Consider the following 15,628-nt stretch of genomic DNA (forward strand, 5'->3'; position numbering starts at 1 on the left):
CCCCGCCAGTCAATGACCAGCGGGGCTTTGTGTACACAATGAATCGGGTTTAACCGAACGTGCGTTGCCACCAACCTGAACGTGGCGGGCCATCGTCGGTTCCACCAGCTTCGGTTGTTGATGTTACATCCTGTGCAACATCTTTGGCAGCTGCTTTCTTGCGCGGCGCCTTGGCTTTGGCCTTTGGTGCCTCCGCCGTTTCGTCGGCTACGGCTTCAGCTACCGGTGCTTTTGCACGGCTGCGTGGCTTTGCGGGTGCCTTCGCTTTGGCAGCAGGGGCTTCTTCGGCCGCGCTTGGGACTTCAGTTGCTTTCGCTTCCGATGCATCGGCTTCAACAACAACTTTTTCAGCCTTTGGCTTCGCTCGGCTTGCGCGCTTTGGCTTTGCCGGTGCTTCGACAGGCGCTTCAGCAACTTCCGCTTCAGCTACAACTGGTGCTTCGGCTGTTGCCTCGCCTACAGCCGTTTCACGGTCGCGATCACGGCCTCTGCCGCCACGACGACCACGACGGGCCTTTGGCTTGGTTTCGCCTTCGACGTCGCCGTCCGCCTGGACTGTTTCAGCGTTGCTTTCGCCTTCTGGACGATCTGCAGCGTCGTTTTCACCAGCAACAGCATCTTCGCCTTCCGGACGGCCATCGCGATCACGGCCCTTGCCACCACGACGTCCACGACGACGTTTACGCTTGCGGCCTTCACCACCTTCGCCTTCTTCGCGTGGACGCTCTTCACGCGCACGGCGTGGTTCGCGCTCAACCTCTTCCGCTTCGACTTCATCGTCGAAATCGTCGATTTCGTCTTCGATATCATCTTCTTCGATGTCGATAATCGGTGGCAACGTGGCTGGGCGCTCTGGACGTGGTCCTGAGCTTGATACGGCAAGCTTTGCACCCTCGGTTTCGCCATTGGGCACAATCAACACGCGGACGTGATAGCGCTCTTCAATCGCGGCCAGTTCGGCACGCTTGTTGTTGAGGCAGTAGATTGTGGCTTCCTGGCTCGCCTGCAGAACGATCTGGCTGCCATGACCCTTGGCTGCTTCATCTTCGATGAGGCGCAGGGCTGACAACGCAGCAGACGATGCCGTGCGGACAAGGCCAGTGCCTTCACAATGCGGACATTCGCGGGTGGACGCTTCGAGCACGCCGGTACGCAAACGCTGACGGCTCATTTCCATCAAGCCAAAGCTGGAAATACGGCCAACCTGAATACGGGCCCGGTCGTGTTTCAATGCTTCCTTCATCGCGCGCTCGACTTTGCGGGCGTTCGAATGATGCTCCATGTCGATGAAGTCGATGACGACAAGGCCAGCCATGTCGCGCAGGCGCAATTGACGGGCAATCTCGCGTGCAGCTTCCAAATTGGTGGAAAGCGCGGTTTGCTCAATGCCATGTTCTTTGGTTGAACGGCCTGAGTTGATGTCGATCGATACCAATGCTTCGGTCGGGTTGATGACGATATAGCCACCTGACTTCAACTGCACGATGGGCTGATACATTGCGTTCAGCTGGTCTTCGACATGGTAACGCTGGAACAGCGGAACCGGGTCTGCATAATGCTGCACGCGTTTCGCGTGGCTTGGCATCAGCAGCTTCATGAAGTCCTTGGCGGCTTTATATCCGTCAGGCCCCTCGACGAAGACTTCGTCAATGTCCTTATTGTATATGTCACGGATGGCACGCTTGATGAGGTCGCTGTCGGTGTGGATCAGCATCGGTGCTGCACCACCAAGCGTACGCTCACGAATTTCGTCCCAAAGGCGGGCGAGATAATCAAAGTCGCGCTTGATTTCAGGCTTCGTGCGGGCAAGACCAGCGGTGCGGATGATGCACCCCATGGTGGATGGCAACGTCAGGTCCGAAATAATCGACTTCAAACGCTTACGGTCAGCCGCGCTGTGGATTTTACGGCTAATGCCGCCGCCATGCGACGTATTTGGCATCAGAACGCAATAACGGCCGGCAAGGCTGAGATAGGTGGTAAGAGCAGCGCCCTTGTTGCCGCGCTCTTCCTTCACAACCTGAACCAGCAAAACCTGACGGCGATGAATGACGTCCTGAATTTTGTAGCGGCGACGCAGGTTCATGCGCTTTGCACGGACTTCGTCGCTGGCCTTTGGTGCGCGGGTTTCGCCATTGCGTCCACCACGTCCACGGCGACGGCGGTTGTTACGGCCATTTTCGCCGCGTTCGCCTTCGCCTTCGTCTGACGCATCGTCGCCATTGCTGCCAAGGTCGGGCTCTTCGCCCTCGGTCATGTCGATGGTGTCGACGCTGTCGTCGCTATCGACTTCAATTAAGTCAGTGACGTCGTCTTCGCGCTCTGCAGAACCCTGCATAATGTCCGAAGGCTCGTCGCTTTCTTCCTCTTCCTGCTCACGCAGCGCCGCTTCTTCAGCGGCGGCTTCGGCTTCTTCAGCCAACAAACGCTCGCGGTCTTCGCGCGGAATTTGGTAATAATCAGGGTGGATTTCGGCAAACGCCAAAAAGCCGTGGCGGTTGCCACCATAGTCTACGAACGCCGCCTGAAGCGAAGGTTCAACTCTTGTTACTTTTGCGAGGTAGATATTGCCTTTGAGCTGCTTGTGCTCGGCCGATTCAAAATCGAATTCCTCAATCTGGTTTCCTGTGACGACGGCGACCCGGGTTTCCTCCCGGTGCCGCGCATCGATTAGCATACGCGTTGTCATTGATATTACTCCAGCGAGCATGGCGCCCGGTTGTCAGCCAAAGGCCGCTCGCTTTATTGTTGATGCATTGCCAGACCGAACGCACAGCGTTCCTGTCGGCAAAGCGATATGGTGGGAATGTAAGAATTGCGTCTGCTGCTTGTGCATGGCGGGCGTGTATCGCGCGCGCTTGATTTCCAGCCCATGCGCCAGTCCCTGTGCGGGCGGCGTTGGTGGAAATATCATGCCTCATGCAGCGTCAACCTGTTAATGTGCCGAGCGGAAAAGAACCGAAGGCGGATTGGCGGGAAGATCAGATGAAATTCCCTGTAGCTATTCGCTAGCACTCCAGCAGGTTGTCGGCAAGGGCATCGCGCGAAATAGCTTGCTATTATGGATGGAAAAGCGGGTTTTTAGCCTTAATGCGCCATTAACCCCTTCTGGACACCAGCGTTTACGCGCCCGCGGCTTACAATCCACTAATCAGGTAGGCGGAGCTGGGGCGTGGACGAAAAAATTTTCTGGACGAAGACAACGGCTCGAACCCATAAGCACTATATGTTCGCTGCTGCGCTTTTCGCCGCCTTACCGGTTTTCGCGTCACCCGCGATTGGCGCAGCCATTGAGCACATTTCGGTGCAGGGGGCAGTAGGGCATCGAAAAACCCAAATCCTGCGGCCATTGGCATTTCGTTCTGAGCCACCACAGCGGCGCTATGAAGTTACCGCACCCATTCGCACCAACGTCGGCAAAGGCTTGCCGAAAATAAGCGGCCCTGCGGATGCAAGCTTACCACTTGTTGTCATTGACGCAGGGCATGGGGGGCATGACCCGGGCGCGATCAGTCCACATGGTGGGCAGCGGGAAAAAGAGGTCACATTGGCGATTGCCAAGGCGGTGCGTGATGAAATGCTCAAAAGCGGCCGTGTCCGCGTCGCGTTAACGCGGGACGCCGATAAATTTATCGTGCTGCAGGACAGGTACCAGATCGCACGCAAGCTGAATGCCGACCTGTTCATTTCTATTCACGCGGACAGCGCCGAAAATCCGCAAGCCCGCGGCGGCACCGTCTATACGCTGTCCGAAATTGCGTCCGATCGCGAGGCACAACGGCTTGCTGCACGTGAAAACAAGGCGAACATCCTCAATGGCGTTAATCTGGGCGGCGCTGATGCCAATGTATCGTCAATCCTCATCGACCTGACGCAGCGCGAAACCATGAATGTGTCTGCCGATTTCGCAAAGCTGTTGCTGCGTGAGGCAACGCCAAACATGCGTATACGTGGAAATTCGCACCGCTTTGCGTCGTTTATTGTGCTCAATGCACCAGATACGCCGTCGGTTTTGTTCGAAACAGGTTATCTGAGCAATGCATCCGATGTCAGCTTTTTGGCATCATCAACCGGACGTCAAAAAGTTGCCCGGGCAGTGGCAAATGCCATTCAGGTCCACTTTGCACGCAGGATCGCGACCCGATAACCTGCCAGTGCGGTAAAAATCGTGTCATGATGCAGAACAAGATTCTGGACCTGTCCGGCAAATCGGCTAGAGAGGGCCGATAATGGATAACTCGTCTCCGACCACTGAAGAGCCAACTGCGATCAGTTACAGACTGAAACGCGAAGCCGAAGGTTTTATCGGCAAGTGGCAGGTCTGGTGGCAAAGCAAACGGTTTCGGCGCGCGACCTACGGGGTGGGCGCGTTTGTTCTGTTTCTCATGCTCTTTTGGGTGCTTTTTGCGCGCAATCTTCCCGATGCCGAAGCGCTGATCGAATATGAATCGCCGCTGCCAACGGTGGTGCGCGACGTTAACGGCGAACCATTTCACAGCTACGCGCGCGAACGCCGCGTTCAGCTGGAATATGCTGACTTCCCCAAATTACTGGTCCGGGCCTATCTGGCCGCGGAAGATAAGACATTCTTCAGCCATGGCGGTATTGATTATCCCGGTATCGTTTCGGCGATTTTTGACAATATCTTCAGCAGCAAGCGCTCGCGCGGTGCGTCGACCATCACGCAACAGGTCGCCAAAAACCTGTTGCTGACGAACGAGTATAGTTACACCCGTAAGGTCAAAGAAGCGATTTTGGCCAAGCGCATTGAAAGTGCGCTGACCAAGCAGCAGATCCTGTCGCTGTACCTCAACGAAATTGCGCTCGGTCGGCAGGCGTTTGGCGTGGAAGCCGCAGCGCAGGCCTATTTCGCCAAAAGCGTGGATCAGCTTCAGCTGCATGAAATGGCCTTTCTCGCGATCTTGCCCAAGGCACCAGAACGTTATGGTCGCGCAAAGAATGCGAAGCTTGCCATTGCCCGACGCAACTGGGTGCTGGGCGAAATGCGCAAGAATGAATGGATCACCGACGCACAATTAGCTTCTGCCCGTGCCAAACCCCTTGGCCTGGTTGCACAGCGCGGTACCGGATATAAAAATGTCGGCGGATATTTCGCGGAAGAAGTGCGCCGCCAACTGATTGAGCGCTTTGGTGAAACCGATGCCGACGGACCCTATAGCGTCTATTCGGGCGGTCTTTGGGTACGTTCATCGATGAACGCCGATTATCAGATACTCGCGACCCAGGCACTGCGCGACGGTTTGCTGCGCTATAACGCCGGCAAAGCGTGGAAAGCCAATATGGGCACGATCGACGTGTCGGACGACAAATGGGCGTCACGATTTGCAGCGACCAATATTGCCATTGATTACGCCAATTGGCGCGCTGGTGTGGCTTTGGGCAAAGGCAAAGTGGGTTTTGCCGATGGCAGCATTGCGCAGTTAGATGGCGCGCCATCCGCGATGAAAGCTGGCGATGTTATTGCTGTCGCACCCAATGGTACGAATAGCTACGCGGTGCGCAGCGTTCCAGAAGTCGGCGGCGGCATGGTGGTGCAAAACCCAATGAATGGCCGCGTTTTGGCGATCCAAGGCGGTTTTGATAACCGCATTTCCAGCTTCAATCGCGCAACACAGGCGCAACGTCAGCCAGGTTCGACGATCAAGCCATTCGTCTATGCGACGGCGCTGGATAACGGCATGACGCCGACATCGATCATCGTCGATGGGCCATATTGCGTGTGGCAAGGGGCATCGCTTGGCCAAAAATGCTTCCGAAACTTCACCGGTAATGGCGCAGGGCCGCAAACAATGCGTTGGGGGTTGGAGCAATCGCGCAACCTGATGACGGTGCGTGCGGCGGCGGAATCGGGTATGGACAATGTGACCGATACCTTCCGCGCTATGGGCATCGGCGATTATCCGGAATATCTTTCTTATGCCTTGGGCGCGGGTGACACGACCGTGCTGAAGATGGTCAATGCCTATTCGATGCTGGTCAATCACGGCCGCGAATTGAAACCGACGCTCATCGATTTCGCGCAGAACCGTAAAGGTAAAGTCATTTTCCCTGCCAAGTGGAAACCGTGCAAGGGCTGCCTTGCCAAGGATTGGGACGGCAAGCCAATGCCGCGCTTCGCTGCCGCGGGTAAACAGGTCATGGACCCAATTACCGCTTATCAAGTCGTCCACATGCTTGAAGGCGTCATTGAACGCGGCACGGCGGTCACATTGCGCGAACTGGATCGCCCGTTGTTTGGGAAGACCGGCACGACAACCGGTCCCACCAACGTATGGTTCATTGGCGGATCGCCACATCTGGTTGCAGGGCTCTATTTGGGCTTTGATCAACCGCGGAATATGGGTGGCTATGCGCAGGGTAGTTCACTTGCGGCCCCCATCTTCAAACAATTCGCGCGGTCCGCGATGGCCGGCATGCCAAAGACACCGTTTATCGCGCCCGCGGGAACCCGGTTGGTGCGTATCGATCGCAAGACCGGCAAGCGCGTCTATGGCGCTTGGCCGGGCAGAGACCCCATGAGCGCGGTGATTTGGGAAGCATTCAAGGCTGAGACCGAACCGAAACGCTCCATTCGCCAAGAGGAGCTAGCTGCGCGCGAAGACAAGCCCAAGGAAGCATCCGAGGTGCAGTCCAATAGCGCAACGCGATCGTCGGCATCGGCGAGCACCAGCGTCGGGACAAAACGCGATCAGGAGTTTATCCAGCAAGAGGGCGGAATATACTGATTATTCGGCTGATGTAGGGCGCGTCGTCCTAAATTGGGGCCCTCATGTTGGTAGGTGTAACCACGTTTGCGCAATTAGCTGGCTTTGACTTCGCGGGCGTTTCGGTTAAAGGCCGCGCCTGACATTTTTCATTCCCTTGGAGTTTCCCCATGCGCGCCGACGCAGAAGGCTATGTTGCCCGCATTGATGCTGCCCTTAACCTGGTCAAGATGTCGCTTGATTGGGACCGCGCATTGCGCCGCCTTGATGAGTTGAACGCAAAGGTGGAAGACCCGACCCTGTGGGACAATCCCAAGGCCGCTGAAGAGGTTATGCGCGAGCGCCGCCGCCTTGATGCCGCCATCAGCACCGTGCGCGAAATTGATGCCGACAAGAGCGGAACGGTCGAACTGATTGAGCTTGCCGAAATGGAAGGCGATGCAGAGCTTGGCGACGAAGGTGCGGCCGCGCTTAAGGCGTTGGCGGATCGTGCGGACAAGGACAAGGTCATGGCGCTGCTGTCGGGCGAAGCCGATGGCAATGATACCTTTATCGAAATTCACGCTGGCGCAGGCGGCACGGAAAGCCAGGATTGGGCCGAAATGCTACAGCGCATGTATTATCGCTGGGCCGAGCAGCGCGGTTATAAAGTCGAAATGGTGGATTATCAGGCGGGTGATCAGGCGGGCATCAAGTCGGCGACGTTGCTGGTCAAAGGCGAAAATGCCTATGGCTATGCCAAGACCGAAAGCGGCGTCCATCGCCTCGTCCGCATCTCGCCTTATGACAGCGCCGCCAAGCGCCACACCAGCTTCTCCAGCGTTTGGGTCTATCCTGTCATTGATGACAATATCGACATTGAAATCAACGAAGGCGATTTGAAGATCGACACCTACCGCGCATCAGGCGCAGGTGGGCAGCACGTTAATACGACCGACTCCGCCGTGCGTATCACCCACAAACCGTCCGGCATCGTCGTGGCCAGCCAAAATGACCGCAGCCAGCACAAGAACCGCGCCACCGCGATGGGCATGTTGAAGGCGCGCTTGTACGAAGCCGAACTTCGCAAACGTGAAGAAGTCGCATCGGGCGAATATGCGGCAAAGACCGAAATCGGCTGGGGCCACCAAATCCGTTCTTATGTGCTGCAGCCCTATCAGATGGTGAAAGACCTGCGCACGGGCGTGACGTCGCCAACACCCAGCGATGTGCTGGACGGTGACCTCGACAATTTCATCGCCGCAGCATTGGCCCAGCGCGTGACAGGCGAGGCTGTTTCCGTTGACGATGTTGATTGACGCTTAATCGCCCGGAGACGCTGAAGACCCTGCCAATAGGCCGCCGTCCAGATGCACTTCGCTTCCGGTCATATAGGTGGCGTCATCCGATGCCAGCATCAGGGCAATTGCCGCGACTTCTTCGACCGTGCCGAACCGCTTGAGCGGTGTGTCTGCGACCATTGCGGCCATGCGCGCCGCACGATCTGGTCCATCGCCAATTAACGCTTCCCACATCGGTGTCATGATCGCGGCGGGATGGATGGAATTGCAGCGAATCTTCAACCCTTGCCCCGCGCAATATAGCGCCACGGATTTGGTGTGGTTTCGGATCGCGGCTTTGGACGAAGCGTAGGCCGCAGCACCGGGAATACCCACCAAGCCAGAGCGCGAGGACATGTTGATGATGGAGCCCGCTTTCTTGGCGCGCATCGCCTTGATCGCATAGCGGCAGCCCAAGAACGTTCCGTCCAGATTGATGGCGTGGACGCGGTGCCATTCGGCCAGCGTGGCGTTTTCAGGGTCATGCGGGCCGGGGCTGTCTTCGAACCCGGTTATACCGGCATTATTCACGACGATGTCGATGCCTGGCTGCTGTTTGGCCAAATTGTTCCAATCCTCTTCGGACGAGACATCAAGCGCAACGAAAGTGCCGCCGATTTCTGATGCGACGCGCGTACCGTTTTCGGCATCAACGTCGCCGATGACGACCATCGCACCTTCTTTCGCGAAGCAGCGGGCAATCGCCTCGCCAATCCCGCGGGCACCGCCAGTCACGAGCGCGGATTTATTCTGTAATTTCGGCATGTGCGTTTCCTGTATTCAAAGGATATTTGACCACCGCAACGCTGTGCGGCGGCTATCTGAGCCGTGTGAAGAGCGTTTGCACTCTTTAGCCTTGAATCACTGGACCTACTCCACTTAAGCAGGCCATAAAGATTAACACGGTTACGGGAGAGAGCAAGTGAGTGAGCATCAGGACTGGTTTCCAATTCCCGAGACGGCTGCCCGTAACACGCAATGTAGCGCTGCGGATTATGACCTTATGTATGCGCAAAGCATCAGCGCGCCCGATGCATTTTGGGCCGAGCAAGCCAAGCGGATCGATTGGTTCACGCCGCCAACGAAAATTGGCAACTGGTCGTTCGACCCCGTGTCGATCAAATGGTATGAAGACGGTGTTTTAAACCTCTGCCACAACGCCGTTGACCGCCATGTTGCCGCGGGCAAGGGCGACGCGATTGCGTTTATCTTTGAGCCTGATGACCCGGCCAATGATGCGCGCCGGGTTTCCTATTCCGAGCTGCTGGCAGAGGTTAAGCGCATGGCTGGCGCGCTCAAGACCCTTGGCGTTGGCAAAGGGGACCGCGTCACAATCTATATGCCCATGTGCGTTGAGGGCGCGGTTGCGATGCTCGCCTGCGCACGGATCGGCGCGGTGCACAGCGTTGTTTTTGGCGGCTTCTCGCCGGAGGCGATCGCTGGGCGTATTCAGGATTGCGGGAGCCGGTTTGTGGTCTGCGCAGACACGGCGTTGCGCGGTGGCAAGTCGGTGCCGTTAAAGGCGAATATCGATGCGGCGCTGACGAAAGTGGACGGCGTCGATGCCGTTTTGGTTGTGCAGCACACAAGCGAACCCGTTGCGATGCAGGCTGGCCGCGACCATTGGTATCACGACTTTGGCGCGTCGGACGATTGCCCCTGCGAACCCATGAACGCCGAAGACCCTTTGTTCATATTATACACTTCAGGATCAACGGGCAGCCCAAAGGGTGTGTTGCACACCGTCGGTGGCTATTCGGTCTGGACCGCGAGCACATTCCATTATGTCTTCGACTATCGCCCCGGCGAAGTCTTCTTTTGCTCGGCGGATATTGGTTGGGTCACGGGGCACAGCTATGTCGTGTACGGGCCGCTACAAAATGGCGGCACCAGCCTGATATTCGAAGGCATCCCAAGCTACCCCGATAGCGGGCGTTTCTGGGACATTATTGACCGGCATCAGGTGAACATATTTTACACTGCGCCAACGGCCCTGCGCGCGTTGATGCGCGATGGCGATGCGCCGGTTTTGGCGCGCTCGCGCAAGTCGCTGCGCTTGCTGGGCACGGTGGGTGAGCCCATCAATCCCGAGGCTTGGCGCTGGTATCACGCGACGGTGGGCGAGGGGAAATTGCCCATTGTCGACACATGGTGGCAAACTGAGACTGGCGGCGTGATGATTACAACCTTGCCCGGTGCGCATGGCATGAAACCGGGCAGCGCAGGGCGGCCTTTCTTTGGCATCCAGCCGCAGCTCGTGGATAATGAAGGCGTCGTACTTGCCGATGAACATATTGGCGGCGCAACGTCGGGCAATCTGTGCATTACGCACAGCTGGCCGGGCCAGGCACGCACCGTCTATGGCGATCATAACCGTTTCGTGCAGACCTATTTTTCGACCTATAAGGGGAAATATTTTACAGGCGATGGCTGCCGCAGGGATGAAGATGGCTATTACTGGATTACGGGCCGTGTCGACGACGTTATCAACGTATCGGGCCACCGCATGGGCACTGCCGAGGTGGAAAGCGCGCTCGTGCTCCATGACAAGGTCGCAGAGGCAGCGGTGGTTGGATTTCCGCACGATATAAAAGGGCAGGGCATATATTGCTATGTGACCCTGAATGTCGGGGAAGAGCCGTCGGACGAACTCCACGCGGAACTTCGGCAGCAGGTGCGCGTTGAAATCGGACCCATTGCGTCGCCCGATCATATCCATTTCACGACTGCACTGCCCAAAACGCGATCGGGCAAAATCATGCGGCGCATATTGCGGAAGATTGCCGAAAATGACTTCGGCGCTTTGGGGGATACCTCAACACTTGCTGACCCAAATGTTGTCGATGCGCTTATTGAGGGACGTCAGAACCGGTGACGTCAGCACAGCGTTAGAATTCCGAGGTTCAGCTTTACTTGACGCTTGCGTCAAGTGCCACGACACCTTAACAGATGCGCCTTAATCGCGCGATTAAATGCGCCATATTGGGAAAAGCTTCATGACCGATTCTCCAGCAAAAACGGGTCCCTTAAAAGGCATTAAGGTCGTTGAACTCGCTGGAATTGGGCCGGGGCCATATGCTGGCCAGCTGCTGTCCGACATGGGCGCTGATGTCATTGTGATTGACCGGCCCGGCGGCTCGCTGGTTCCCAAGGCGATTGATGCGCGGGGCAAAAGGTCGATGGTGCTGGACCTGAAAAAACCGGAAGCGGTCGCGGCTTTGTTAAAGATTGTCGCAACTGCCGACGTCCTGATCGAAGGCCTGCGGCCCGGCGTGACCGAGCGCATGGGTGTTGGCCCCGATGTCTGTCACGCCATTAACCCGCGTTTGATCTATGGCCGCATGACCGGCTGGGGACAAACTGGCCCATGGAGCCAGATGGCGGGCCATGATATCAACTATATCGGTATGACCGGCGTATTGAACGCGATTGGCAAAGATGGGCAGCCGCCCGTTCCGCCGCTCAATATGATCGGTGATTTCGGCGGCGGTTCCATGTTCCTCGTCAACGGCATCCTTGCCGCAATCATCGAGCGTGCGCAGACGGGCCGTGGCAATATCGTCGATGCCGCGATTGTGGATGGCACGCATAGCCTGATGAGCTTTGTCCACGGCATGGCCGGCCTTGGCCAATGGCGGACGAAGCGTGAGGCGAATTTGCTCGACGGCGCTGCGCCATTTTATCGTTGTTACATGACGGCCGATGGCAAGTTCATGGCGGTTGGCTGTATCGAGCCGCAATTTTTTGCCGCGATGATGGAACGTTTGCCCATCGATCGTGAGGCCTATGGCGCGCAGCATGACCACGCCGCATTCGCGAAGCAGCATGAAATGCTGGAGGATGTGTTTGCCACCAAAACGCGCGACGCTTGGGAGGCTGTTTTTGCCGGTACCGACGCATGCGTAACGCCCGTGCTCGACTATGTTGAGGCGGCGTCACATCCGGTAAATGCCGAACGCCACGCGGTTGTCACCGACGGTCGTTGGCTGCACCCTCAAGTCGCGCCGCGTCTTGCAACGCAGGCTTTGCCAACCCATTTTGATATCGCAACAAAAGGTGCAGATTACGCTGCCATATTGGCCGAAGCGGGACTCGGCACTGATGACATCTCCCAACTGATCGCGGCAGGCGCCGTGGTCGCAAATAAGGACTGAATATGACCGAAGCCTATATCTATGATGCGGTGCGTAGCCCGCGTGGCAAGGGGCGGCCCGATGGCGCGCTGCATGAAATAACGCCCATCGACCTCGCGGCGCAGGTTCTGGCGGCTATTCGCGACCGCAATGGCCTGTCGGGTGAAGAGATCGAAGATGTGGCCTTTGGTTGCGTATCGCCAGTGGGCGAGCAGGGCGCAGTTATAACGCGCACCGCCGTTTTGGCTGCTGGCTATCCGCACACAACGTCGGGTATTCAGGTGAACCGTTTCTGCGGATCGGGCTTGGAAGCGTCGAACATCGCTGCGGCCAAAGTGAAGTCGGGCGAATGCGATCTGGCTGTTGGCGGCGGCATTGAATCAATGAGCCGCGTGCCCATGGGTTCGGACGGCGGCGCGTGGCCCATCGACCCGCGCTCGGCGATTGCAAATTACTTCATCCCGCAGGGCATTTCTGCAGACCTTATCGCCACCAGATATGGCTATAGCCGTGATGATGTCGACGCTTATGCGGTCGAGAGCCAAAAGCGGGCTGGCCGGGCATGGGCTGAAAAGCGTTTTGCGCGTTCCATCCTGCCGATCCGGGATGTCATTGGTGAAGTCGTCCTTGACCATGATGAATTGATGCGTCCGGAAACGGATATGCAGTCCTTGGGCGCATTGGCCCCTGCATTCCAGATGATGGGCACCATGATGCCGGGTTTTGATGACATTGCCATCATGCGCTATCCTGATGTCGAAAAGATCAACCATGTCCACCATGCCGGCAACAGTTCGGGCATCGTCGACGGTTCGGCCGCTGTGCTGATCGGCACCAAAGAAGCTGGCGAGAAATATGGCCTGAAGGCGCGTGCACGTATCGTATCGATGGCATCCATCGGTTCCGAACCCGCCATCATGCTCACTGGCCCCGAATTCGCCGCGCAAAAGGCGCTGGCGCGCGCCGGAATGGACAAGAGCGACATTGATGTGTGGGAATTGAACGAAGCCTTTGCCTCGGTCGTTCTGCGCTTCATGGAAGCGATGAATGTCGACCATAGCGACATCAACGTCAACGGTGGTGCCATTGCCATGGGACATCCGCTTGGCGCGACAGGTGCGATGATCCTTGGCACCGTGCTGGATGAGCTGGAGCGTTCCGGCAAGTCGACTGCGCTCACCACGCTGTGCATTGGTGCCGGAATGGGCACTGCAACCATCATCGAACGCGTGAATTGATCGGGAACGAAAACATGACTTACACAACTTTCTCCGTCGATATCGACGCCGATGGCATTGCGCTTCTGACGATCGACCTTCCGGATGCATCCATGAACGTGTGGAATGGCGCGTTGATCGAAGAATTCGGCAAATGGGTCGACGATTTCACCACGAACGAAGCCGTAAAGGGCGCGGTCATTACATCGGGTAAGAAATCCGGTTTCCTCGCCGGTGCTGACTTGACCATGCTGGGCGGCGCAAAGGCGAGCAGCACCAAAGAAGCGTTCGACCAGGCTTTCGCTTTGAACGCATTGCTGCGCAAAATGGAATCCGGCGGTCATTCCGCCAAGGACCTGAGCAGCGGTAAGGCGTCGGCAAAGCCGGTTGCTTGTGCGCTGAACGGTCTTGCTTTGGGCGGCGGTTTGGAACTCGCGCTTGCGTGCCATTACCGCGTCGTTGCGGACAATCCAAAAATCCAACTCGGCATGCCCGAAGTGATGGTTGGCCTGTTGCCCGGTGGCGGCGGAACGCAGCGGACGCCGCGCCTCATTGGCCTGCAGAACGCGGCGATGATGATTATTCAAGGCAAGTCGCTCGACCCGGCAACAGCAAAGGCGCAGGGACTGGTGCACGACGTCGCGCCGGCTGCGGATGTGATCGCCAATGCCAAAGCATGGGTAAAGGCCAATCCGAAGGCGACGGCGCCGTGGGACAAGAAGGATTTCAAATTCCCCGGCGGTGCAGGCGCGATGGACCCACGTGCGGTTCAGCTGTTCGTTGGCCTGAACGCGATGGCGCATAAGGAGAGCAAAGGCAATTTTGACGCCATTAAGGCCATTTTGTCCTGTCTGTATGAAGGTTCCATCCTGCCGTTCGACACTGCGCTGCGTGTTGAATCCAAATATTTCACCAAACTGCTTTCGGGCAGCCAAGCGAAGAATATGATCCGCACCTTGTTCATCAACAAACAGGCCGCTGAAAAGGGCGCTGGCCGCCCCGCAGGTGTCCCTGCGGTTGAGATTAAAAAGGTTGGCGTACTGGGCGGTGGCCTGATGGGATCGGGTATCACGCACGTTACCGTTAAGGGCGGCATGGACGTTGTCGTTCTCGACCGCAGCCTTGAAGATGCCAATAAGGCGGTCGATTACAGCCGCAAGATCATCGACAAGGCCGTCAGCCGTGGCAAGATGACCAAGGAAGCGGGCGACGCGTTCATGGCGCGGATTACACCCACGGACAATTATGACGATCTGAAAGATGTCGACCTTATCATTGAAGCCGTGTTTGAACGGCCCGATGTGAAGGCAGACGTCATTAAGAAGGCAGAGGCGGTCATCGGACCCGATGTCGTGTTCGCGTCGAATACGTCGACATTGCCGATTACGGGGCTTGCGAAGAATTCCTCACGTCCGGAATTGTTTGTCGGACTGCACTTTTTCTCGCCGGTTGAAAAAATGCCGTTGCTGGAGATCATTCCCGGTGAACTGACGGGCGAGCGGGCTATGGCTGCGGCGTTTGATTATAACGCAAAGATTAAGAAGACGCCGATCGTCGTAAAGGACGTTCGCGGCTTCTTCACCAACCGCGTATTCCCGCCTTATATGGGTGAGGCGATGAAGCTGGTAACCGAAGGCGTAAAACCTGCGCTCATCGAAAATGCCGCCAAGTCGCTTGGCATGCCAATTGGCCCGCTGGCGTTGCTGGATGAAACCACATTGCAGCTTGGCTATGATGTTATGCAGTCGACCAAGAAAGAATTGGGCGACGCGTATCAACCAAGCGGCACCGAAGACTTCATGGAATTGATGGTCGTCAAATTGGGCCGTAAGGGCCGTCGTTTCGGCTCTGGCTTCTATGACTATGATGACAAGGGCGAACGTCTTGGCCTTTGGCAGGGCATGGCGGAGCATTATCCGCTCGCTGAAAACCAGCCGTCAGTCGAAGAAGTGAAGCAGCGCCTGCTGTACATCCAGTTGATTGCCACAGCGCAATGCTTTGAAGAAGAGGTCGTGCGCGATCCACAGAGTGCTGATCTGGGTGCTATCTTCGGTTGGGGCTTTGCGCCGTACACCGGCGGCCCGATGAGCTATATCGACACGGTTGGCCTCGAGAACTTCGTCCGCACCGCCGACAATTTGGCGCAGCGATTTGGCAATCGTTTTGCCCCACCCAAAAGCTTCCGCGACATGGCGGACAAGGGCGAGACTTTGTATAAAGCTGCTGCATAAAAC

At 57.0% G+C, this 15,628-nt stretch carries 9 protein-coding genes; 7 read left to right on the top strand and 2 right to left on the bottom strand.

What is annotated here, in order from left to right; genetic code table 11:
- Positions 1-49: 49 nt before the first annotated feature.
- Entirely contained in the window at positions 50-2,689 is a 2,640-nt protein-coding gene (locus tag GGR91_RS03390; RefSeq protein WP_183940045.1) for an Rne/Rng family ribonuclease, read from the bottom strand.
- A gap of 483 nt (positions 2,690-3,172) precedes the next feature.
- Between GGR91_RS03390 and GGR91_RS03395 the strand changes: the two genes are divergently transcribed.
- The 3 genes from GGR91_RS03395 to prfB all read left to right on the top strand — a co-directional run bounded on the left by GGR91_RS03395 (position 3,173) and on the right by prfB (position 8,023).
- A complete protein-coding gene (locus GGR91_RS03395; RefSeq protein WP_407698386.1) occupies positions 3,173-4,147 on the top strand; it encodes an N-acetylmuramoyl-L-alanine amidase family protein in 975 nt (324 codons plus the stop codon).
- An 82-nt stretch (positions 4,148-4,229) separates the two neighbouring features.
- Positions 4,230-6,746, top strand: coding sequence for a penicillin-binding protein 1A (locus GGR91_RS03400; RefSeq protein ID WP_183940047.1), 2,517 nt, complete (start codon positions 4,230-4,232; stop codon positions 6,744-6,746).
- A 149-nt stretch (positions 6,747-6,895) separates the two neighbouring features.
- Positions 6,896-8,023: a peptide chain release factor 2 gene (prfB, locus tag GGR91_RS03405; protein WP_183940049.1), complete on the top strand. Its 1,128-nt coding sequence runs from the start codon at positions 6,896-6,898 to the stop codon at positions 8,021-8,023.
- 3 nt (positions 8,024-8,026) lie between these two features.
- Here the strand turns inward: prfB and GGR91_RS03410 are convergent, their stop codons facing one another.
- Positions 8,027-8,809: an SDR family oxidoreductase gene (locus GGR91_RS03410; protein ID WP_183940051.1), complete on the bottom strand. Its 783-nt coding sequence runs from the start codon at positions 8,807-8,809 to the stop codon at positions 8,027-8,029.
- 157 nt (positions 8,810-8,966) lie between these two features.
- On the opposite strand from GGR91_RS03410, the gene acs reads away from it, so the two are divergent.
- From acs to GGR91_RS03430, 4 genes are all read left to right on the top strand, one after another.
- The gene (gene acs / locus GGR91_RS03415) at positions 8,967-10,919 is read left to right on the top strand and encodes an acetate--CoA ligase (protein ID WP_183940053.1); all 1,953 of its coding nucleotides are present in this window, start codon (positions 8,967-8,969) and stop codon (positions 10,917-10,919) included.
- Between the two features lie 121 nt (positions 10,920-11,040).
- The gene (locus GGR91_RS03420; protein ID WP_183940055.1) at positions 11,041-12,198 is read left to right on the top strand and encodes a CaiB/BaiF CoA transferase family protein; all 1,158 of its coding nucleotides are present in this window, start codon (positions 11,041-11,043) and stop codon (positions 12,196-12,198) included.
- Positions 12,199-12,200: 2 nt separating this feature from the next.
- The gene (locus tag GGR91_RS03425; RefSeq protein WP_183940057.1) at positions 12,201-13,415 is read left to right on the top strand and encodes an acetyl-CoA C-acetyltransferase; all 1,215 of its coding nucleotides are present in this window, start codon (positions 12,201-12,203) and stop codon (positions 13,413-13,415) included.
- A 14-nt stretch (positions 13,416-13,429) separates the two neighbouring features.
- Entirely contained in the window at positions 13,430-15,625 is a 2,196-nt protein-coding gene (locus tag GGR91_RS03430; RefSeq protein ID WP_183940059.1) for a 3-hydroxyacyl-CoA dehydrogenase NAD-binding domain-containing protein, read from the top strand.
- Positions 15,626-15,628 lie beyond the last annotated feature (3 nt).

Source organism: Sphingorhabdus rigui (assembly GCF_014196595.1).
GTDB classification, from domain to species: domain Bacteria; phylum Pseudomonadota; class Alphaproteobacteria; order Sphingomonadales; family Sphingomonadaceae; genus Sphingorhabdus_B; species Sphingorhabdus_B rigui.